The following is a 19989-nucleotide window of genomic DNA, read 5'->3' as shown; positions in this document are numbered from 1 at the left end:
CTGTCGGGGACGGGACTGCCCTACGACGCCGCCCGGAGGCGCGCGAAGCCGGCGTCGAGGTCGGCCTTGAGATCGGCGGTGTCCTCGAGGCCGATGTGGAAGCGGAGCGCCGGTCCGCCGGGGGCCCACCGGGTCGCGGTCCGGTAGCCCGCGCAGTCGAAGGGGATCACGAGGCTCTCGAAGCCGCCCCAGGAGAAGCCCATCCCGAAGAGCTGCAGCCCGTCGAGCATGGCCGCCACCGCCGCCTCGGGTACCGGCTTGAGGATCACCCCGAACAGACCGGAGGCGCCCGCGAAGTCGCGCTTCCAGATCGCGTGGCCCGGATCCTCCGGCAGGCCGGGATGGAGCACCCGCAGCACCTCGGGCCGCGCCTGGAACCACTGGGCCATCTCCAGCCCGGCGCGGCCGTGCTCGCGCAGCCGCAGGTTCATCGTCCGCAGGCCGCGCAGCGCCAGGAAGATGTCCTCCGCGCCGGCGCACATGGCGAAATGGTCGAAGGTGCGGCGCACGGCCGGGTAGTAGCGCGCGTTGGCGGAGGTCAGGCCGATCAGCAGGTCCGAGCCGCCGCTCAGGTACTTGGTGCCGGCCTCGACCGCGATGTCGACCCCGCGCGCGTGCGGCGGGAACAGCAGCGGCGTCGCCCAGGTGTTGTCCATGATCACGCAGGCATCGTGGGCGTGCGCCACCTCGGCGATGGCCGGGATGTCCTGCATCTCGAAGCTCTGAGATCCGGGCGCCTCGACCAGCACGGCCCGGGTGTTCGGGCGCATCAGCGCCGCGATGCCGGCCCCGATGACCGGGTCGTAGTAGGTGATCTCGACGCCGTAGCGCGCCAGCACGCCGTCGCAGAACTGGCGGGTCGGCCGGTAGGCGGAATCGGTGACGAGGAGGTGGTCGCCCGCCGACACCGCGGCCATCAGCGCGACGGTGAGCGCCGCGAGGCCCGAGGGCGTCACGACGGTGCCGGCGGCGCCGGCGAGTTCCGTCCAGGCCCCCGTCAGCGCGTCCATGGTGGGCGTCGCCGAGGTGCCGTAATTGTAGCGCCCGCGCCGGTTCTTGATCGCGTCGTAGGTCGGGTAGAGGACCGTGGAGCCGCGGTAGATCGGCGTGTTCACGAAGCCGTGCTGCTCGCCCGGGTCGCGGCCCGCGTGGACGAGGCGCGTCGCGGGCGCGAAGGTCTGCGTGGCGTCGGGCGAGGGCTTCAGGGACATCGAGGCTCGGAGATCGCGTTGCGGTGCACCGCACGAAGCGCGCCGCGCCCGGCGAGGTCAAGCCGGACGCGCGGGCTCGCAGTGCCGGGCCGCCGCGTTTTCCGCCGTCACGGCTTCTCGGGCGGATCCGAGACCACGGCCTCCTCGTAGGCCTCCATCCACGCGGCGCGCTCCTGGGAGCCCTCCGGGTAGGGGCATTCGCTCACGGGCTTCCCGTAGAGGCGCGCGTTGCGACCCTGGATGAACGGGCTGTCGCTCGCGGTGGCCTGGACGTTGGTCAATATCGCCTCCCGAAGACTTGGAGTGGGGCTTCGTTAACGGCCGCGCCGTAAATCTGTTGCCGTCTCAAGTCGCGTCCCGGGTGGTCGCTTGCGTATCCTGCGTTCCCTCCTCGGCGCCGTCCTCGTCCTCGTCTCGACGGCGACCGTCGCCCTCGTCAGCGCCGACCGGCTCGCCCATCTGGCGCCGGCGCCGGTGGTCCGTGCTGCCCAGGCCGAGCCGTCGGCGACGGGGTCGATCCCGCTTCCGGCGAAGGCCGCACCGGCGCCGAAGCCGGCCGTGCCCAGCATCCCCAACGGGTTCGACACGGAGCGGCTGCACGCGCTGATGCGCGGCGACCCGATCCTGCCGGGCCGCTGAGAGCGGGCCGGAGCGCACTCATCCCACCCTCCGCGTGATCCCGGGGCGCGCCGCGCGCACCTCGGGACCTGGGATTTGTTGGGATCGGCCGGGGATCGCCCTACCGCGCCGTCCGGAAGACCTGCAGGTCGAGGTCGCGGACCTTCTTGCGCAGGGTGTTGCGGTTGACGCCGAGCAGCTCCGCGGCCCGGATCTGGTTGCCGCGGGTGGCGGCGAGCGCCGCGCCGATCAGCGGGCCTTCGATCTCCCGCAGGATCCGGTGATACAGCCCGGGGGGCGGCAGCGTGTCGCGATAGCCGGAGAAGTAGTCCGAGAGGTGGCGCTCCACCGCGCTGGACAGGGTCTCCGACTCGCCGTTGGCCTTGCGGGCGGCGCCGTTGGCGGCCGGCGCCGCGGGTGTCGCCAGCGGCAGCGTGTCGAGCTCGGCCTCGATCACCGGGCCGGTGATCGTCTCCTGCGGGTAGAGGGCGGCGAGCCGCCGGACGAGGTTCTCGAGCTCGCGGACGTTGCCGGGCCAGCGGTAGCGCTTCAGCCGCTCCATGGCGTCGCCGTCGAGGGTCTTCCGGGTCAGGCCCTCGCGCTCGACCAGCACGAAGAAGTGGCGGACGAGGTCCGGCACGTCCTCGGAGCGCTCGCGCAGGGCCGGCAGCCGCAGCGGCACGACGTTGAGGCGGAAGAACAGGTCCTCGCGGAAGATGCCCTGCTGGATCGAGACCCGCAGGTCCTTGTTGGTGGCCGCGATGATCCGGACGTTGGTGCGGATCGGGACGCGCCCGCCCACCGTCGTGTACTCGCCCTGCTGGAGCACGCGCAGCAGCCGGGTCTGCGCCTCCATGGGCATGTCGCCGATCTCGTCGAGGAACAGCGTGCCGCCCTCGGCCTGCTCGAACCGGCCGGCGGAGCGCTGGAGCGCCCCCGTGAACGCGCCCTTCTCGTGGCCGAACAGCTCGGACTCGATCAGGTCGCGCGGGATCGCCGCCATGTTGACCGGCACGAACGGGCCGGTGCGGCGGCGGCCGTAATCGTGCAGCGCGCGGGCGACCAGCTCCTTGCCGGTGCCCGACTCGCCGGTGATCATCACGGTGAGGTCGGTTGGCATCAGCCGGGCGAGCGCCCGGTAGATCTCCTGCATGGCCGGCGAGCGGCCGACCAGCGGGATGTCCTCGTTCTCGGGGGGCGCCCCGGCCGGCGCCGCGCCGCGGGGGCGCGAGAGCGCCCGGCCCACGATGGCGATCAGCTCCTTCAGGTCGAAGGGCTTCGGCAGGTACTCGTAGGCGCCCCGCTCCGAGGCGCGGATCGCCGTCATGAAGGTGTTCTGCGCGCTCATCACGATGATCGGCAGCTCCGGCCGCACCCGCTTGATGCGCGGCAGCAGGTCGAACACGTTCTCGTCGGGCATGACCACGTCGGTGATGACGAGGTCGCCCTCCCCCTGCGCGACCCAGCGCCAGAGGGTGGCGCAGTTGCCCGTCGAGCGGACCTCGTAGCCCGCCCGGGACAGCGCTTGGTTCAGCACGGTGCGGATGGCGGCGTCGTCGTCGGCGACGATGATGTGGCCGTTCGGCATGACTCTCTACTCAGACCTCCGACGGGGGGCCGGATTCGGGGATCGACATCACGGATCGACCGCCGATTCGCGCCCGTCCCGGGCACTCGACATCGGCAGAAGGATGCGGAACGCCGTGCGGCGCGGGGCGGGATCGCACTCGACGATCCCGCCGTGATCGCCGACGATCTTGGCCACCAAAGCAAGACCCAGGCCGGAGCCCTGCGCCTTGGTGGTGACGAACGGGTCGAACAGATCGGGCAGGAGGTCGGCCGAGATGCCCGGGCCGTTGTCGCGCACCGCCACCTCGATCGGCAGGCTGACCCGCTCGCGGGAGCCCGGAACCTGAAGGCGCAGGCCGGTGCGGAAGGCGGTCGACAGGGTGATCTCGCCCTCGACCGCGTCCGGGCCGATCGCCTCGGCGGCGTTCTTCACGAGGTTCAGGATCACCTGGATCAGCTGGTCGCGGTTGCCGAGCACCGGCGGCAGCGACGGGTCGTAGGTCTCGATGAACCGGATGTGCCGCGCGAAGCCCGACTGCGCCGAGCGCTTCACCTGGTCGAGCACCCCGTGGACGTTGACGGCGCCGCGATCCGAGGGGCGCTCGTCGCCGAACAGCTCCATGCGCTCGACGATGCGGACGATCCGGTCGGACTCGTCGCAGATCAGGCGGGTGAGCAGCCGGTCCTCCTCGGCGCCGGTGCTCTCGAGGAGCTGCGCCGCGCCGCGGATGCCCGCGAGCGGGTTCTTGATCTCGTGGGCCAGCATCGCGCCGAGCGCCACCATCGAGCGCGCCGCGCCGCGATGGGTGAGCTGGCGGTTCATCTTGTCGGCGATGGTGCGCTCCTGGAGCATCATCACCACGGCCTCGCCGTCGTCGCCGAGCGGCGTCGCGAACACGTCGACGCTGCGCTCCAGGCCGAGGCGCGGCTGGGTCAGCTCGACCCGGTACTCGCTGACGCTGGCGCGGCGCCGTCGGACCTCGGCCACCAGGGCGATGATCGGCGAGGCGAACGGGATGATGTCGCGCAGCCGCCGGCGCTGCATCAGCCGCGCCGAGTAGTCGAAGAACGCCTCCGCGGCGTGGTTGCAGTGGAGGATCTGCTCGTCGGCGCCGATGGTCAGGACCGGCAGCGGCAGCGCGTTCAGGACGGCCTCGGCGGCCGTGTCGCGCCGGGTGCCGGGCTCGCGCGGGAGGGGCTCGTCGCTCACGCGGCCTCCTGCACGGGGTTCGCCGCACCCGCGAAGGCCCGGGCCAGCAGGTTGAGCGCGATCTCCGGGTCGGTGGTGGTGAGGAGGGTCGCGCGTTCCGCGGGACCCAGCGCGCCGCCGGTCTCGGCATAGGCGGCGAGGTGCTTGCGGGCGTGGCGCACGCCCATGTCGCGGCCGTAAAGCGACAGCAGCCCCGCGTAATGCTCGGCGGCCAGGACGGCCTGCGCGGCCCGTGACGGTTCCGCGGCCGGCCGGCCCGCGAGCGCCGCGGCGACCTGCCCGACCAGCCAGGGGCGGCCGGTCGCCGCACGGCCGATCATGACGCCCGCGGCGCCGGAGGCGTCCAGGCAGGCGCGGGCGCTGGCGAGGTCGGTCACGTCGCCGTTGGCGATCACCGGGATCGACACCGCCGCGACGACGGCCCGGATCGCCGACCAGTCGGCGCTGCCCTTGTAGAATTGCTGCCGGGTCCGCCCGTGGACCGTCACGGCGTTCAGGCCCAGCCGCTCGGCCCGGGCGGCGAGATCCGCGGCGTTGCGGCTCGCGTCGTCCCAGCCGAGGCGCATCTTCACCGTCACCGGGACCGACACCGCGCCCCGGACCGCGGCGAGCAGGCGCTCGGCGTGGTCGAGGTCGCGCATCAGGGCCGAGCCCGAGGCGATCCCCGTCACGATCTTGGCCGGGCAGCCCATGTTCACGTCGATCACGTCGGCGCCCCCGGCCTCCGCGATCCGGGCGGCCTCCGCCATCGGGCCCGCCTCGCAGCCCGCGAGCTGGACCACGTGCAGGTCGACCCCGGATCCCTCGGCGCGCATCGCGGCCTCGCCGGACCCGCGCGCCAGTTCCCGGGCCGCCACCATCTCCGAGACGACCGCGTCGGCGCCGCAGCGGCGGGCGATGCGGCGCATGTGCAGGTCGGTGACGCCCGAGAGCGGCGCGAGCAGGCAGAGCGGGGCGGGATCGGTCCCGTTTGCCCCCTCCGCGGTCGCTCCCGCACGGCGCAGCGCGCTCAAATATTGGTCAGTCGTCATTCTGCACAACAATGAGGCAAAGCCGGTCCGCTGGCAAGCGGGACCGCGCGTTGATTTCGGGCCCTCCCCCGCTTAAACGACGGGCACCCTCCGCGGCAGGGTCACGGCGGCACGCCTGGCCCGCGCGCTGGCCGCCATTCCGCCCCTCAGGACGTCACGAGCTCGTTGCCCATGCCCGCCACCGGCACGCCAGCCACCGGACCCGCCAGCGCGGGAGCCGGCGTCGCCGCGGTGGTGGTGGCGGCCGGACGCGGCATCCGCATCGGCGGCGGCACCCCCAAGCAGTACCGCCGCGTCGGCGGCCAGGCGGTCCTCACCCGCACCCTGGCGGCGCTCGCGGCGGACGACGCGATCGCGCGGATCCAGCCTGTGATCGCCGCCGACGCGGCGGAGTTCTTCCGCGACTGCCTGGAGGAACTCGCGCCCGCGATCCGCGCCAAGCTCGCGCCGCCGGTCGAGGGCGGCGCGACGCGCCAGCTCTCCGTGCGCGCCGGTCTCGAGGCCCTGGCCGCCGGCGACGCGCCCGAGATCGTGCTCGTCCACGATGCCGCCCGCCCCTACGTGGATTCCGCTTTGATCGCCCGGGCGATCGCGGCTGGCCGCGACCACGGGGCGGCCGTTCCCGGCGTGCCGGTCACCGACACGGTCAAGCGCGTCGTCGACATCGCGCCCGGCATCGGCCGGGTGCACGAGACCCCGCCGCGGGAGCACCTGCGCGCGGTCCAGACACCCCAGGCCTTCGTGTTCGGCCCGCTGCTCGGCGCCCACCGGGACGCCGCCGCGCAGGGCCTCGACGGTTTCACCGACGACGGCGCCCTCGCCGAATGGGCCGGCCTGCCGGTGGTGGTGTTCGCGGGCGACGTCGCCAACCGCAAGATCACCCAGCCCGCCGACCTGATCGAGGCGGACCGCGCCTTCGCGACCGAGACCACCGCATTGCCAGCGCCGGGAGCCCGCGCCATGACCACCTACGTGACCCGCCTCGGCACCGGCTTCGACGTGCACGCCTTCACCACCGGCGACCATGTCTGGCTGGGCGGGGTGAAGATCCCCGCCGACCGCGGCGTGCTCGCCCATTCGGACGGCGACGTCGCGCTGCACGCCCTGACCGACGCCCTGCTCGGGGCCATCGCGGACGGCGATATCGGCACCCACTTCCCACCCTCCGACGAGCGCTGGCGCGGGGCTTCCTCGGACCAGTTCCTGGCCCATGCCTGCGACCTCGTCCGTGCCCGCGGCGGCCGCATCGACCACCTCGACATCACCGTGCTCGCCGAGGCTCCCCGCATCGGCAAGCACCGCGAGGAGATCCGCGCGCGCATCGCCGCCATCGCGGGCGTCCCGCTCTCGGCGGTCTCCATCAAGGCGACGACCACCGAGAAGCTCGGCTTCGTCGGCCGGGCGGAGGGGCTCGCCGCCCAGGCGGCCGCGACGGTCCGGCTGCCCGAGGAGGACGGCCCCGCCCTCGACGCGCAGGCCGAGACGGCGATGCGGCAGGGCTAAGCGGCCAGAGGTCGGGCGGCCAGGGCTGGGCGGCCAGGGCTGGGCGGCCAGGACCGGGCGCGTCGCGCTCGGTGTCAGGCCACCCGCACCAGCAGCGCGATCGCCGCGACGCCCAGGACCGCCATCGTCAGCAGGATGCCGCCGCCCCGGCAGGCGAACTGGCGCGGCGAGTTCGGGGGCGCGAACATCCCGATCGGGTGCAGGATCCGGGCGACCAGCAGGGCGACCAGCAGCGCCCGGACGAGCCCGTGGCTGCCGCCGCTCGCCTCCAGCAGGCCGACGACGATCAGGGCCAGCGGCACGTATTCCGCGAAATTGGCGTGCGAGCGCACGCGCCTGAGGACCGTGTCGTCGCCGCCGTCGCCGAGCAGCACGTTCCCGGAGACGCGGGCCCCGATCACCCATCCCGAGAGGCCGAGATACACGAGGGCGAGCAGCCCGGCGTAGAAGGCCGTGGTCGCGGGGAAGATCATGGAAGGGCTGTCTCCAGTCGGCGGCCGCCGGTCCTTGAGCCGGGCTCGGCCATGGGTCACAACAGGAGATAGGGCGGCGGCGCCCGAGGGGAGCCCGTTCGCGATGGTCGACGACGCAGAGCTTCTCGCCCGGGCCGAGGCGCTGGTGACCGCCTACGCGGCGGACGGGCGCACCGTCGCCACCGCCGAATCCTGCACGGGCGGCCTCGTGGCCGGGCTGCTCACCGCGGTGCCGGGCTCGTCGGCCGTCCTGGAGCGCGGCTTCGTCACCTACTCGAACGACGCGAAGGCCGAGGCGATCGGTGTGCCCATCGACCTGATCCGCCGGCACGGCGCGGTCAGCGAGCCCGTGGCGCGGGCGATGGCCGCCGGGGCGCTGGCCGCGTCGCGGGCCTCCGTCGCGGTGGCGATCACTGGCATCGCCGGCCCGGGGGGCGGGAGCGCCGAGAAGCCGGTGGGGCTGGTGCATTTCGGCCTCAGTCGGCGAGATGGCGACACGCTCCACCTGGAGCGGCGCTACGGCGATCTCGGGCGCGCAGGCATCCGCCGCGCCGCCGTGGCCGACGCGCTCGGTCTGTTGGAGGACGCCCTCGGCGACTGATCGCGGCACGGGAAGGACGGCCCACGGGTACGGTGACGACCCGCCTCTGCATCGTCGGCGGGGGCCCCGCCGGGACGATGGCCGGCCTGCTCTTCGTCCGCGCGAGCCTCGACGTCACCGTTCTGGAGCAGCACGCGGACTTCCTGCGCGACTTCCGCGGCGAGACCATCCACCCCTCCGGCCGATGGACGAGCCGGGCTTCACCGAGCGCTTCCGCGCTCTCCCCCATTCAGTCCCGCGTGATCGCCGCGTCGCTGGCGGCCGACGTGCCGGTCCGGGCGCCGCTCGCCCTGCGCCTCCTCGACGCCCTGCCGCGGCTTCAGGTCCTGCCGGCGCGGAGGATCGGGATGGATGTGCGGCCCGAGCACGTGCGCGTGTCGCTGCGGGCCTGACGCCATCCCTGCGCACCGTCTTTGTGAGCGCAGCGAAGCAATCCAGGGCAACGCCACATTCGGAGGCGTCCCATTTCCCCGGGTCGCTTCACGGCGCGCGCGAGGACGGCGGCTAAGCCCGCGCCCCGTACATCCGGTTCGCCCGCCCCTCGAAGGCGTCGGTGAACTTGCGGAAGGCGCGGTCGAACATCGTGCCCATGAGGAGCCCCAGGGTGCGGCTCTTGAACTCGTAGGTGATGAAGAAGTCGACGTTGCAGCCGCCGTCGGGGCCGTCCTTGAACAGCCAGCGGTTCTCCAGGTGCCGGAACGGGCCGTCGATGTACTCGGCGACGATCTTGAGACTCGCCGGATCGAGGGTAACCCGGGTGGTGAAGCGCTCGCGGATCGCCTTGTAGCCGACGCCCATCTCGGCGATCAGCACCTGCCCGCCCTCGGGCATGTCCTGCCGGCGGATCACCCGCAGGGATTCGCAGAGCGGCAGGAACTCGGGGTAGCGCTCCACGTCGGCGACGAGGTCGTACATCTGCTGCGGCGTGTGCTTCACCGCGCGGGTGACCCGGAAGGACGGCATGGTCTTCGGATATCCTCAGGCCGAGAGCGCGGGCGACAGTTTGGCCAGACGCGCCGCCTGCAAACGCGCGAAATCCTCGCCGGCATGGTGCGACGAGCGCGTGAGCGGCGTGGCCGAGACCAGCAGGAAACCCTTGGCGTAGGCGGTGGTCTCGTAGGCCTTGAACTCGTCGGGGGGGACGAAGCGCACGACCTCGTGGTGCTTCTTCGACGGCTGCAGGTACTGTCCGACGGTGAGGAAGTCGACGTCGGCCGAGCGCAGGTCGTCCATCAGCTGGAGCACCTCGTTCCGCTCCTCGCCGAGCCCGACCATGATGCCGGACTTGGTGAAGATCGTCGGGTCGAGCTCCTTCACCCGCTGCAGCAGGCGCACCGAGTGGAAGTAGCGGGCACCCGGCCGCACCGTGAGGTACTTGGCCGGCACCGTCTCCAGGTTGTGATTGAACACGTCGGGCTTGGCGGCGACCACGACCTCCAGCGCCCCGTCCTTGCGCAGGAAGTCGGGCGTCAGGATCTCGACGGTCGTGCCGGGACTCGCGAGCCGGATGGCCGCGATGGTCCGGGCGAAGTGCTCGGCGCCGCCGTCCTTCAGGTCGTCCCGGTCCACCGAGGTGATGACCACGTGGTGCAGGCCGAGCTTGGCCACCGAATCGGCGATCTTGTCCGGCTCGCCCAGGTCGAGGGCGTCGGGCAGGCCGGTGCGCACGTTGCAGAAGGCGCAGGCCCGCGTGCAGGTGTCGCCCATGATCATGAAGGTGGCGTGCCGCTTCTCCCAGCACTCGCCGATATTCGGGCAGCCCGCCTCCTCGCAGACCGTGACCAGACCGTGCTCGCGCACGATCTTCTGCGTCTCGGACCAGGCCCTGGAGCCCGGCGCCTTCACGCGGATCCAGTCCGGCTTCTTGGCCTGGACGGGCTGGTCGGGCCGGTGCGCCTTCTCGGGGTGGCGCAGGCGGACCGGCCGCGGATCGTTCTTCAGGGTGTCGAGGACGACGGCCATGGGTCGGGGGCTGCCACACCGCGGGGAAGCGCCCCAGGGGCGCGGTCGGGATCGCCCTGACTTAAGGCCCAAGGCCGCGCGCCGCAAACCGCCGCGACGCCGGGCCGCCCCGCGGTGGTTGAGGGTGCGGCCGTTCCGTCAGATCCCCAGCGCCCGGACGAAGAGCCCGGCCAGCACCGCCCCGACCAGGGGCGCGGCCACCGGGATCAGCGCGTAGCCCCAGTCGGAGCTGCCCTTGCCGGCGATCGGCAGCACCGCGTGGGCGACGCGCGGCCCGAGGTCGCGGGCCGGATTGATGGCGTAGCCGGTGGTGCCGCCGAGCGACAGGCCGATGCCCCAGACCAGCATGCCGACCATGTAGGGCGCGACGGCCCGCGGGATCGCGCCGGCCGAGCCCAGGGTGGTGGTCACGAGGGCGGAGATCGTCAGGATCAGGAAGAAGGTCGCGATGATCTCGGAGATCCAGTTGGCCTTCGCGTCGCGGATCGCCGGGCCGGTGCAGAAGCAGGCGAGCTTGAGGCCCGGATCCTGGGTCGCGCCCCAGTGCGGCAGGTAGTGGAGCCAGACCAGCACGGCGCCCACGAAGGCGCCGAGCATCTGGGCCGGGATGTAGACGGGGATCTTGCTGAAATCGCCGGAACTGACCGCGCCCGCCACGGTGACGGCCGGGTTGATGTGGGCGTCGGCGCTGCCGGTGGCGTTGGCCACGAAGACGCCCGCGAGGACCGCGAAGGCCCAGCCCGCCGTGATGGCGATCCAGCCGGCATTCTCGCCCTTGGAATGCTTGAGCAGGGCGCCGGCCACGACGCCGTCGCCGAGCACGATCAGGGTCATGGTGCCCAGGAATTCGCCCATGAAGGGTGATGTCATCGTCTCGTCTCCCCCGTTCGCTGCTTTTTGTGAAAGTTCAAAGCTTTGGCGAGCGCGTGAACGCCGGTGGCGGTCACCGAATGGTTACGCAGGTCCGGGCCGGCGCCCTCTCCTGCGGTACCGGAGCGCCCCGGAGGCCTCTTCGAAGGCCTCCGGGGATCCCGCGGCGATCTGGAGCCCTTCTTCGAGGCCGCCGCGCAGCGGCTCCGGATGCGGGCGCGAGTGGGACTGCGCGGGGCGTGTGCGCCCCGAGCCCGTCTCAATCCTCGTCGGTCTTCCAGTCGAAGGAGCGCTGCACAGCCCGGCTCCAGGCGGCGGCGATCTTCTCGCGCTGGCCGGCATCCATCTTCGGCGTCCAGCGCTTGTCGACGCCCCAGTTGCGCTTGAGGTCGTCGAGGCCCTTCCAGTAGCCGACCGCGAGACCCGCCGCGTAGGCGGCGCCGAGCGCCGTGGTCTCGGCCACCTTCGGGCGCACCACCGGCACGTCGAGCAGGTCGGACTGGAACTGCATCAGGGTGTTGTTGGCGACCATGCCGCCGTCGGCCCGCAACTCCTTGACGGGGATGCCGGAATCCTTGGCCATGGCCTGCAGCACCTCGCGGGTCTGGAAGGCGGTCGCCTCCAGCACCGAGCGGGCGATGTGGCCGCGGTTGACGTAGCGGGTCAGGCCGATGATCAGGCCGCGGGCGCCCTCGTTCCAGTGCGGCGCGTAGAGGCCCGAGAAGGCCGGCACGAAGTAGACGCCGCCGTTGTCCTCGACCGTCGTGGCGAGCGTCTCGACCTCGGCGGAATCCTTGATCATGTGCAGGTTGTCGCGCAGCCACTGCACCAGGGCGCCCGTGATGGCGATCGAGCCCTCCAGCGCGTAGGCCGGCTTCTGCCCGTCGAGGCGGTAGGCCAGCGTGGTGACGAGGCCGGCCTTCGACGGGACCGGCTCCTCGCCGGTGTTCATCAGCGCGAAGCAGCCGGTGCCGTAGGTGTTCTTGGCCTCGCCCGGCGCGAAGCAGGTCTGGCCGAACAGGGCCGCCTGCTGGTCGCCCAGGATGCCGGCGATCGGCACGCCCGCGAACGGAGCCTTGGTCTCGCCGTAGACCTCGCTCGACGAGACGATCTTCGGTAGCATCGCCCGCGGGATGCCGAAGGTCGACAGCATGCCCTCGTCCCAGTCGAGGGTCTTCAGCGACATGAGCTGCGTGCGGCTGGCGTTGGTCACGTCGGTGACGTGGAGGCCGCCCTCGGTGCCGCCGGTCAGGTTCCAGACGAGCCACGTGTCGATGTTGCCGAACAGCACGTCCCCGGCCTCGGCCTTCTGCCGGGCGCCTTCGACGTGGTCGAGCAGCCAGCGCAGCTTGAGGCCGGAGAAGTAGCTCGCCAGCGGCAGGCCGGTGAGATCGCGGAACCGGTCGCGGCCGCCGTCGCGGGCGAACTCGCCCACCAGCCGGTCGTTGCGGGTGTCCTGCCAGACCAGGGCGTTGTGCAGGGGCTTGCCGGTCGTCCGGTCCCAGATCAGCGTGGTCTCGCGCTGGTTGGTGATGCCGACCGCCGCGAGGTCGGAGGGCTGGAGCCCGCCCTTCTCCAGGGCCTCGCGCATCACGCTCTGGGTCTTCGTCCAGATCTCCGTGGCGTCGTGCTCGACGTGGCCGGGAGCCGGGTAGATCTGCGCGTGCTCGGCCTGGGCGAGCGCGATCACGCTGCCCTCCCGGTCGAACACGATGAAGCGGCTGCTGGTTGTGCCCTGGTCGATGGCCCCGACGTAACGGCTCATCGTTCCCTCCCCTAGATGGCCCGACCGGTCTGTCGCCGGATCGGGTTCGAATGCGTCAGGCGGCCTCGGCCCTGCGGTCGAGGTAGGCGGCGAGGCGCGCGGCGCTCTCCGCGCCGGTGCGCAGGCCGAGCTTGGAGCGCCGCCACAGGATGTCGTCGGCGGTGACCGCCCACTCCTCGGTCCGCAGGTAGTCGACCTCGGCCGCCGTGAGGCCGCCGTCGAAGGCCTCGCCGAGATCCGCCAGGGACTGCGCCGTACCGACGATGTCCCGGGCCCGGGTGCCGTAGGCGCGGGCGAGGCGGCGGGCGGTCTCCTCCGGCAGGAACGGCGTCTCGGCCCGCAGCTTGGCGAGGAACTGGTCGAAGTCGGCGTCCTTCATGGCGCCGCCCGGCAGGACCGCGTCGCCGGTCCAGGACTTCCCGAGGTGCGGGAAGTACGGCTTCAGCTTCTCCAGCGCGTGCTCGGCGAGCCGCCGGTAGGTCGTGATCTTGCCGCCGAAGACCGACAGCACCGCAGCCGCCCCGCCCTGGTCCTCCACGTCGAGGACGTAGTCGCGGGTTACGGCCGAGGCGTTCTCGGCCGCGTCGTCGTAGAGCGGGCGCACGCCCGAGTAGCTCCAGACCACGTCGGCCGGGGTGATCGTCGTGTCGAAGGAGCGGTTGATGCAGCCGCAGAGGTAGTCGGTCTCGCTCTCGGAGATCGAGACCGGGCCGGGCTCGCCGTCATAGGGCACGTCGGTGGTGCCGATCAGCGTGAAGTCGCGCTCGTAGGGGATCGCGAAGATGATGCGCTTGTCGGGCTGCTGCAGGATGTAGGCCTGATCGCCCGCGAACAGGCGCTTGACCACGATGTGGCTGCCCTTGATCAGCCGCACCGCCGCGCGGCTGTTGATGCCGAGCGTGCCGCCGAGCGTCTCGCTGACCCACGGGCCGGCGGCGTTGACGACGGCCTTCGCGCGGATCGTCCGCTCGGTGCCGCCGCGCTCGTCGCGCAGCGTCGCGACCCAGCCGTCACCCTCGCGCCGGGCCGAGACGACGCCGGTGCGGGTCATCACCGTGGCGCCGCGCTCGCGGGCGTCCATGGCGTTGAGCACCACGAGGCGGCTGTCCTCGACCCAGCAGTCGGAATAGACGAAGCCGCGCGTCAGGCGCCGCTGCAGCGGCGCCCCGTAGGCGGAGCTGCGCAGGTCGACCCCGTGCGAGCCTGGGAGCGTGCGCAGCCGCGCGAGGTGATCGTAGAGGAACAGGCCGAGCCGCAGCATCCAGGCCGGGCGCAGGCCCTCGTCGTGAGGCAGGACGAAGCGCAGGGGCCAGATCACGTGCGGGGCGAGCCGCAGCAGCCGCTCGCGCTCGGCGAGCGCCTCACGCACGAGGCGGAACTCGTAGTATTCAAGGTAGCGCAGGCCGCCGTGGATCAGCTTCGTCGACGACGAGGAGGTGAAGCCGGCAAGGTCACCGCGCTCGGCCAGCAGGACCGACAGACCCCGGCCGGCCGCGTCCCGGGCGATGCCCGTGCCGTTGATGCCGCCGCCGATGATCAGGAGATCGTAGGCGTCGGACGGCTCGCGCTGTCGCGGTGCAGCCGCCATGGTTCCTCCTGGGCCGCCTTGGTGGCGTTTCGGCACTATATTGACGCGGCGGTCGGCTTTCGCAAGCGAAAAATCGATGTTCGTTACGGTTCGTCCGCGCTGTCGGCGACCGCCAAGTTGACGCCCAGACGCTCCATGAGCGCGACGATCTCGGCCGGTGGCGCCCGGTCGGTGAAGAAGGTGTCGACCTGCTCCAGGCGCCCGACCTGGACCATGGGCCGCCGCGTGAACTTGGTGTGGTCGGCCACCAGGAAGGTTTTCCGGGCATGGGCCAGGATGGTCTGGGTCGCCCGCACCTCCTCGTAATCGTAGTCGAGGAGCGCCCCGTCGCCGTCGATGCCGCTGATGCCGATCACCGCCACGTCGACCCGGAACTGGCTGAGCGTGTCGCAGGTGAGCTGACCCAGCACCGCGCCGTCGCGGTTCCGCACGGTGCCGCCCGCCACGACGATGCGGAACTCGGTCGTCTCGGCGAGCGAGATCGCCACGTTGAGGTTGTTGGTGATGATGCTGAGATCGTCGTGTCGGGTCAGCTCGCGCGCGACGGCCTCCGGTGTCGTGCCGATGTTGATGAAGACCGAGCAGTGCGACGGGATACGGCTCGCCGCGAGGCGGCCGATCCGGCTCTTCTCCGGCAGCAGGGTCACCCGCCGGTCGGCGTAATCGATGTTCTCGACGCTGGAGGGCAGGCCGCCGCCGCCGCGGTAGCGCTCCAGCCGCCCCTCGGCGCTCAGCTCGTTGAGGTCGCGCCGGATCGTCTGGACGGTGACGCCGAACTGCGCCGCCAGGGCCTCGATCGTCACGAAGCCGCGCTGGCGGACCGAGGCGACGATCGCGCTGCGCCGCCCCTCGACACCGGTCGCCTCGATCCTGTCGTCGGATCTCCGGTCGAGCGGTCGTGACATCGATACTCCCTCGCCTTCGTGAGGCCGTCGCACCGCTGTACTGATTGCCGGACGATGTTCGTTTGCGAACATGTTCGGGCGTCGCGGCTTTCGCACAACTCTGGACCGCGCCGCGCCGGCCGGCAACAGTCGGACGCCACGCGTCGACCGGACTGCACTATGCTTCAGGCCCGCACGACCGGCACTTCGCCTGCGACCGGGCATAAAAAAGGCCTGCCGCGGGTGCGACAGGCCGAGCCACCCGGACGACGCCTGCGGCGCGTCCCGGTGTTCGCCACTCACATGTGGTGGCGCATCCGGCGATGATGCTTCATGCGCTTGTGCTTCATGCGCTTGCGCATCGTCGGACGCGCGGCCGGAGCGGCACCCTGCTCCATCGCGGCCGCCTCGCCGGCGCGCTCCAGGCCGCCGCGCGGGCCGCCGGCCTGCGCGCCCGAGGCGTTGTAGGGCGAGTTGCCCTGGGCGTAGGCGGAGCCCGCGAGGAGCGTCAGCGACGCGGCGGCCAACAGAAGTTTCCTCATCGTCAATCCCTGGCGTAGACCGGCGCAGGCAAAGCACGCGCCTCGTCAGGCGCGTTGCCGCTGCGTCGGAAAATAAGCGGCTCAGACGAGACTTGGTTCCGCGTCATCGTGCCGGTGCGGCGCACAATTGCCGGCAGCGTTAACTCGGCCTATGTCGCGACCCGTCCCGGCCCGGCCGCGACCGAGCAACAGGGGAGCGGGTGGCGGTGGCCAGCAGCGGTTCGGCCTATCTCCTGCTGGATGTCGCAGGCACGGCCTGCGCCCTGCCCCGCGGCGCGGTCGCCGAGATCCTGCCGCTGCCGGATCTGCACGCGCCGCCCGCTTCCGGCAGCTGGCTCGCCGGATTCCTCAATCTCGGCGGCACGCCGGTCCCGGTCGTCGACCTCGCGGCGCTGCTCGGCCTGCGCCCGGCCGGCGCGACGACCGGTCTCTACGCCCATCTCGCGCTGATGCAGGGCGAGGCCGTGGCGTACCTCGTCGATCGCGTGGCGGACCTCGCGACCGTCCCGGATTCCGCGATCCGGCCGGCCGAGGCGGCCGACACGCTCAACGGCTGCGTCGCGGCCGAGCTCGTCCTCGGCGAGCGCCTCGTCCACGCTCTGGCGCCGGAGCGCCTCCTGACCGTGCAGGAACGGGCCCGCGTCGACGCCCTGGCCCGGGCGGCCGCCGAACGTCTCGCCGCGCTGCCGCACGCCGTCTGACCGCGCGATGGCCCGACCGGGGAATCCCCGTCCCGACCTGAGTGCCGATCCCGCCTACGCGCCGCTCAAGGCGCGGATCATCGCGCGCACCGGCCACCACTACTACACCGACAAGGACGAGCTGCTGATCGAGCGGCTGCACCGCCGGTTCCGCGCCGCCGCCGTGGCCGATTGCGCCGCCTACGCGGCCCTCCTGTCGAGCGGCGCGGAAGGCGAGGCGGAATGGGCCCGGCTGGAGGCCGAGATCACCGTCGGCGAGACGTTCTTCTTCCGCTACGCCGAGCAGTTCAGCGCGCTGCGCGCGACGATCCTGCCGGCGCTGATCGCGGCGCGGGCGTCCGAGCGCGTCCTGCGGATCTGGAGCGCGGGCTGCTCCACCGGGGCCGAGGCCTATTCCCTGGCGATCCTGGTGCACGAGTTGCTCGGCGACGCCCTGCCCGAGTGGCGGGTGGCGATCCTCGGCACCGACATCAGCGTCGAGGCGCTCGCCACGGCCCGCGCCGCCGAGTACGGCCGCTGGGCGCTCCGGACCATGCCGCCGGAGGACCGGCTCCGCTACTTCACCCGGCTGCCGCCCGCGCCGGGCATCCGGCGCGAGGGCGGCTACGCCCTCCGGCCCGAATACCGCGGGCCGGTCCGGTTCGAGCGCGGCAACCTGCTGAGCCTCGTCGAGCCGGGGCCGCCGCAGGGCGAGCCCTTCGACCTGATCCTCTGCCGGAACGTGCTGATCTACTTCGATGCCCGGACGGTCGCCGCGGTGGTGCGCGGGCTGGGCCGCAGGCTGCGGCCGGAGGGCTGGCTGCTCCTCGGCCACGCCGAGCCGAGTCCCGCCTTCGCGAGCTTCCTCGACGCCGTCAGCCTGCCCGGGACCGTGGCCTACCGACCGCGCGCCGAGGCGCCGCCGGTCGCGCCACCGGTCGACCTGTCCGGTGCGCCCGCGCCGGACCCCGTCCCTCCGGCGCGACAGGCGACGGAGCCGCTCCCGGCGGATCCTGGCCCGGGCCAGTCCGGGGCTGCAGAGGCCGACGCCGCGGCCGTTCCCGCCCCGGACCCGGTCGCCGCACCCGGCACCGGTGCGGCTCCCGCAGCGCCCGAGACCCGGGGGGACCGGCCGGAAGAGGAGGACGCCGTCGATCTCGACCGGATCCGCGCGCTGGCCGATTCCGGCGAGACCGGAGCGGCCTGGCGGGCGCTGCGGGGCGCCCTGGACCGCGATCCGACCGACACCGCCCTGCGCTTCTACGAGGGTCTCCTGGCCCGCACCCTCGGACGCGACGCCGAGGCCGAGCGGGCGCTGCGGGCCGCGCTCTACCTCGACCGCGGTTTCGTGATGGCCCACTACCACCTCGGCCTGCTGCTGATCGCGCTGCGACGGCCGCACGAGGCGCTCCGCGCCCTCGACAACGCCGTCGCCTTGAGTCAAGCCCTCGGGCCGGACACGGCGCTGCCCGAGGGCGACGGCGCCTCCGCGGGCGAGATCGCGGCCAGCGCGGCCGCGGCCCGCGCCGCGCTCGGCGGCGCCGGCAGCAGGAGGTCCTGATGGGCACAGGCCCGAGTGCACAGGGCGGCCGTCCGCGGCCGGAGCGGGACCTGCGCGCCGAGCGCGCCGCCGCCCTCGCCCGGCGCGGTGCCGCGGCGGCCGCGACCGATTCGGGCGTCGATCACCTCGTCTGCGCCTGCGGCGGCGAGCGCTACGGCGTGCCGCTGGCGGCCGTCGCCCAGGTCCTGCCGTCGCGCCCCGCCACGCCGATGCCCGGGGCGGTGCCGGCGCTGGACGGTCTCGTCGCCCTGTCCGGGCGGATCGTCGGCGTGCTCAGCCTCGCCCGGGCCCTCGGCCGGCCGGATCCCGCGTCCGACGCCGACGCGGCGGCGGGCCACATGATCGTGCTGCGCGGCGTCCACCCCCAGCCCCTCGCCCTCGCGGTGGACCGGGTCCTGGGCATCGCCCGGGCCCCTGGCGCGGTCGCCGCGGCCGGCGCCGAGGCGGCCGATCCCGACCGCTTGGGCAACGAGGCCGCCTCGGTCTATGCCCCGGCCTCCGGGGCGGCGGGCGACGGCCGTCCCGACTTCGTCGTCATCGACCTCCCCCGCCTCCTGCGCCGCGCGCTGCCCTGACCGGGCCGTCTGCCACAACCGGAGCCATCCCCGCCCGTGTCGCTCTCGATCGGAAAACGCATCCTCCTCGGCTTCTTCGCCATCACGGTGGTGGTGGTGGCGCTCGGCCTCTACGCCCTGGAGCAGATCGGCGCGGTGCGCGACACGACCGACGCGATCGTCCGGCGGGACATGACGATCCTGCGCCAGCTCGACGATCTCGGGAACGACGCGCGCGACCTCGGTCTCCTGCGCCGCACGGCCGTGATCACGATGCTGATGCAGGTTCAGGGGCGCGCGACCCAGGCCGGCGACACCCTGGCGGCCTGGCGCCAGACCGCGGCCCAGGTCGAGAACCGGCTCGCCACGACGATCCAGCTCGCCACCCAGTACCGGACGCAGGTCGTATCCGCCGAGCGCGTCGCGGCCTGGGACCGCATCGCCGCGGCGGCGACCGCGGTCCAGGGCTCGTTCCGCGAGGTCAGGGCGCAGGGCGAGGCGCAGTTCGCCGCCATCGCCCAGCAGGACGTCGCGGCGGTCGAGGCCCGCAACGCGGAGATCGCGCGGCTGCAGGCACCCTTCCTCGAGGGGATCAAGAACCTCCGCTCGCAGCTCGACGGCGGCATGGCGCTGGGCCAGCGCGCCGCGCAGGAGGTCTACGAGCGCTCGCGCCTCTCGATCTACCTGACCCTGGCCGCCGCGGTGCTGCTGGCGGTCCTGATCACGTGGCTGATCAGCCGCGCGGTGGTGCGGCCGCTCGAGACGGTCATGGCCTTCGTCGGCCGCGTCGGCGAGGGTGACCTGTCCGGCCAGCTGGCGGCCGGCGGCCGCGACGAGATCGGCCGTCTGAGCGCGACGCTGAACACGATGGTCTCGGGTCTGTCGGACCTGGCGCGGACGAACCGGGCGGCGACGGCGGACCTGAACGCGGCCGCGGCCGAGATCCGCGCCTCGGCGCAGGAGCAGGCGGCCTCGGTCGAGCAGCAGTTCGCCGCCGTGCAGGAGACCGCCGCCACGGTGGACGAGATCACCCATTCGGGGGCGCAGATCTCCAAGCGCGCCACCGAGGTGATCGCCACCGCCCAGGCCACCGCCCAGACCTCGCGCCAGGGGCTGCGCGCGGTCTCCGACACCGCCAAGGCCATGGACGCGATCCGCGAGCAGGCGGAGGCGGTGGCGGGCAACATCGTCAGCCTGTCGGAGAAGACCCAGACGATCGGCGACATCATCGAGACGGTCAACGACATCTCGGAGCGCACGCACCTGCTGGCACTGAACGCCGCCATCGAGGCGGCCGCGGCCGGCGAGAGCGGGCGCAGCTTCTCGGTGGTGGCCTCGGAGATGAAGCTCCTGGCCGACCAGGCCAA

Annotated in this window: 20 protein-coding genes and 1 pseudogene; 8 read left to right on the top strand and 13 right to left on the bottom strand. The window is 72.7% G+C overall.

All coding sequences use genetic code 11. The features are described 5' to 3' along the window. Window positions 1-20: 20 nt before the first annotated feature. The gene (gene metC, locus ACQKQD_RS06050) at window positions 21-1211 is read right to left on the bottom strand and encodes a cystathionine beta-lyase (protein WP_091680418.1); all 1191 of its coding nucleotides are present in this window, start codon (window positions 1209-1211) and stop codon (window positions 21-23) included. Between the two features lie 107 nt (window positions 1212-1318). Next, window positions 1319-1492 (bottom strand): ribosome modulation factor, encoded by a 174-nt coding sequence (locus ACQKQD_RS06045; protein WP_012319140.1) that lies wholly within the window; start codon window positions 1490-1492, stop codon window positions 1319-1321. Between the two features lie 88 nt (window positions 1493-1580). Here ACQKQD_RS06045 and ACQKQD_RS06040 point away from each other — a divergent pair, with 88 nt between their 5' ends. After that, entirely contained in the window at window positions 1581-1850 is a 270-nt protein-coding gene (locus tag ACQKQD_RS06040) for a hypothetical protein (protein ID WP_056532366.1), read from the top strand. A gap of 100 nt (window positions 1851-1950) precedes the next feature. Here the strand turns inward: ACQKQD_RS06040 and ntrC are convergent, their stop codons facing one another. The 3 genes from ntrC to dusB are packed head-to-tail and all read right to left on the bottom strand — an operon-like array spanning window position 1951 to window position 5639. Beyond that, the gene (ntrC, locus tag ACQKQD_RS06035; protein ID WP_012319142.1) at window positions 1951-3417 is read right to left on the bottom strand and encodes a nitrogen regulation protein NR(I); all 1467 of its coding nucleotides are present in this window, start codon (window positions 3415-3417) and stop codon (window positions 1951-1953) included. Window positions 3418-3465: 48 nt separating this feature from the next. Continuing rightward, entirely contained in the window at window positions 3466-4608 is a 1143-nt protein-coding gene (locus ACQKQD_RS06030) for a two-component system sensor histidine kinase NtrB (RefSeq protein ID WP_020095410.1), read from the bottom strand. Then, window positions 4605-5639 (bottom strand): tRNA dihydrouridine synthase DusB, encoded by a 1035-nt coding sequence (dusB, locus tag ACQKQD_RS06025; RefSeq protein ID WP_091680420.1) that lies wholly within the window; start codon window positions 5637-5639, stop codon window positions 4605-4607. Before dusB ends, ACQKQD_RS06030 begins: the two co-directional genes overlap by 4 nt. Window positions 5640-5810: 171 nt before the next feature. On the opposite strand from dusB, the gene ACQKQD_RS06020 reads away from it, so the two are divergent. Further along, a complete protein-coding gene (locus ACQKQD_RS06020; RefSeq protein WP_020095412.1) occupies window positions 5811-7142 on the top strand; it encodes a bifunctional 2-C-methyl-D-erythritol 4-phosphate cytidylyltransferase/2-C-methyl-D-erythritol 2,4-cyclodiphosphate synthase in 1332 nt (443 codons plus the stop codon). Window positions 7143-7216: 74 nt separating this feature from the next. Here the strand turns inward: ACQKQD_RS06020 and ACQKQD_RS06015 are convergent, their stop codons facing one another. Further along, a complete protein-coding gene (locus tag ACQKQD_RS06015; RefSeq protein WP_091680423.1) occupies window positions 7217-7615 on the bottom strand; it encodes an MAPEG family protein in 399 nt (132 codons plus the stop codon). A 103-nt stretch (window positions 7616-7718) separates the two neighbouring features. Between ACQKQD_RS06015 and ACQKQD_RS06010 the strand changes: the two genes are divergently transcribed. Together ACQKQD_RS06010 and ACQKQD_RS06005 are read left to right on the top strand one after the other, a co-directional pair. Then, window positions 7719-8216 (top strand): CinA family protein, encoded by a 498-nt coding sequence (locus ACQKQD_RS06010; RefSeq protein ID WP_427507777.1) that lies wholly within the window; start codon window positions 7719-7721, stop codon window positions 8214-8216. Window positions 8217-8293: 77 nt separating this feature from the next. Beyond that, a pseudogene (locus ACQKQD_RS06005) lies at window positions 8294-8442 on the top strand (FAD-dependent oxidoreductase); the annotation flags it as partial. Between the two features lie 278 nt (window positions 8443-8720). Here ACQKQD_RS06005 and ACQKQD_RS06000 read toward each other — a convergent pair. From ACQKQD_RS06000 to ACQKQD_RS05970, 7 genes are all read right to left on the bottom strand, one after another. Next, entirely contained in the window at window positions 8721-9179 is a 459-nt protein-coding gene (locus tag ACQKQD_RS06000; RefSeq protein WP_020095415.1) for a type II toxin-antitoxin system RatA family toxin, read from the bottom strand. Between the two features lie 15 nt (window positions 9180-9194). Continuing rightward, a complete protein-coding gene (lipA, locus tag ACQKQD_RS05995; RefSeq protein WP_020095416.1) occupies window positions 9195-10178 on the bottom strand; it encodes a lipoyl synthase in 984 nt (327 codons plus the stop codon). Window positions 10179-10316: 138 nt separating this feature from the next. After that, window positions 10317-11048, bottom strand: coding sequence for an MIP/aquaporin family protein (locus ACQKQD_RS05990; protein WP_100252357.1), 732 nt, complete (start codon window positions 11046-11048; stop codon window positions 10317-10319). 259 nt (window positions 11049-11307) lie between these two features. Further along, window positions 11308-12813, bottom strand: coding sequence for a glycerol kinase GlpK (gene glpK / locus ACQKQD_RS05985; protein WP_091684008.1), 1506 nt, complete (start codon window positions 12811-12813; stop codon window positions 11308-11310). Between the two features lie 55 nt (window positions 12814-12868). Continuing rightward, on the bottom strand, window positions 12869-14401 hold the full coding sequence (glpD, locus tag ACQKQD_RS05980) for a glycerol-3-phosphate dehydrogenase (protein ID WP_091684006.1): 1533 nt from the start codon (window positions 14399-14401) through the stop codon (window positions 12869-12871). Between the two features lie 83 nt (window positions 14402-14484). Next, entirely contained in the window at window positions 14485-15306 is an 822-nt protein-coding gene (locus ACQKQD_RS05975; protein ID WP_020095420.1) for a DeoR/GlpR family DNA-binding transcription regulator, read from the bottom strand. Between the two features lie 278 nt (window positions 15307-15584). Next, the gene (locus tag ACQKQD_RS05970; RefSeq protein WP_043343441.1) at window positions 15585-15827 is read right to left on the bottom strand and encodes a hypothetical protein; all 243 of its coding nucleotides are present in this window, start codon (window positions 15825-15827) and stop codon (window positions 15585-15587) included. A 206-nt stretch (window positions 15828-16033) separates the two neighbouring features. Here ACQKQD_RS05970 and ACQKQD_RS05965 point away from each other — a divergent pair, with 206 nt between their 5' ends. The 4 genes from ACQKQD_RS05965 to ACQKQD_RS05950 form a co-directional block, all read left to right on the top strand. Then, window positions 16034-16528 (top strand): chemotaxis protein CheW, encoded by a 495-nt coding sequence (locus tag ACQKQD_RS05965; protein WP_427507776.1) that lies wholly within the window; start codon window positions 16034-16036, stop codon window positions 16526-16528. 7 nt (window positions 16529-16535) lie between these two features. Next, window positions 16536-18068 (top strand): CheR family methyltransferase, encoded by a 1533-nt coding sequence (locus tag ACQKQD_RS05960; RefSeq protein ID WP_427507775.1) that lies wholly within the window; start codon window positions 16536-16538, stop codon window positions 18066-18068. Then, window positions 18068-18643 (top strand): chemotaxis protein CheW, encoded by a 576-nt coding sequence (locus tag ACQKQD_RS05955; protein ID WP_427507774.1) that lies wholly within the window; start codon window positions 18068-18070, stop codon window positions 18641-18643. The genes ACQKQD_RS05960 and ACQKQD_RS05955 overlap by 1 nt, the downstream gene beginning before the upstream one ends. A 36-nt stretch (window positions 18644-18679) precedes the next feature. Then, window positions 18680-19989: methyl-accepting chemotaxis protein (locus tag ACQKQD_RS05950; RefSeq protein WP_427507773.1), on the top strand; the 1310-nt coding region annotated here is incomplete at its 3' end.

Source organism: Methylobacterium sp. NPDC080182, assembly GCF_050281105.1.
Lineage (GTDB): Bacteria > Pseudomonadota > Alphaproteobacteria > Rhizobiales > Beijerinckiaceae > Methylobacterium.
Note: the sequence above shows the minus strand (reverse complement) of the source record. Positions and strands in the feature narration are given on the sequence as shown.

Excerpts from the sequence above, each read along its gene's own strand:
- ACQKQD_RS06010 (WP_427507777.1), top strand. The coding sequence starts at position 7,719 with ATGGTCGACGACGCAGAGCTTCTCGCCCGGGCCGAGGCGCTGGTGACC.
- ACQKQD_RS05975 (WP_020095420.1), bottom strand. The coding sequence starts at position 15,306 with ATGTCACGACCGCTCGACCGGAGATCCGACGACAGGATCGAGGCGACC.
- glpK (WP_091684008.1), bottom strand. The coding sequence starts at position 12,813 with ATGAGCCGTTACGTCGGGGCCATCGACCAGGGCACAACCAGCAGCCGC.
- ntrC (WP_012319142.1), bottom strand. The coding sequence starts at position 3,417 with ATGCCGAACGGCCACATCATCGTCGCCGACGACGACGCCGCCATCCGC.
- ACQKQD_RS06000 (WP_020095415.1), bottom strand. The coding sequence starts at position 9,179 with ATGCCGTCCTTCCGGGTCACCCGCGCGGTGAAGCACACGCCGCAGCAG.
- metC (WP_091680418.1), bottom strand. The coding sequence starts at position 1,211 with ATGTCCCTGAAGCCCTCGCCCGACGCCACGCAGACCTTCGCGCCCGCG.
- glpD (WP_091684006.1), bottom strand. The coding sequence starts at position 14,401 with ATGGCGGCTGCACCGCGACAGCGCGAGCCGTCCGACGCCTACGATCTC.
- ACQKQD_RS06015 (WP_091680423.1), bottom strand. The coding sequence starts at position 7,615 with ATGATCTTCCCCGCGACCACGGCCTTCTACGCCGGGCTGCTCGCCCTC.
- lipA (WP_020095416.1), bottom strand. The coding sequence starts at position 10,178 with ATGGCCGTCGTCCTCGACACCCTGAAGAACGATCCGCGGCCGGTCCGC.
- dusB (WP_091680420.1), bottom strand. The coding sequence starts at position 5,639 with ATGACGACTGACCAATATTTGAGCGCGCTGCGCCGTGCGGGAGCGACC.
- ACQKQD_RS05970 (WP_043343441.1), bottom strand. The coding sequence starts at position 15,827 with ATGAGGAAACTTCTGTTGGCCGCCGCGTCGCTGACGCTCCTCGCGGGC.
- ACQKQD_RS06020 (WP_020095412.1), top strand. The coding sequence starts at position 5,811 with ATGCCCGCCACCGGCACGCCAGCCACCGGACCCGCCAGCGCGGGAGCC.
- ACQKQD_RS05990 (WP_100252357.1), bottom strand. The coding sequence starts at position 11,048 with ATGACATCACCCTTCATGGGCGAATTCCTGGGCACCATGACCCTGATC.
- ACQKQD_RS05955 (WP_427507774.1), top strand. The coding sequence starts at position 18,068 with ATGGGCACAGGCCCGAGTGCACAGGGCGGCCGTCCGCGGCCGGAGCGG.
- ACQKQD_RS05960 (WP_427507775.1), top strand. The coding sequence starts at position 16,536 with ATGGCCCGACCGGGGAATCCCCGTCCCGACCTGAGTGCCGATCCCGCC.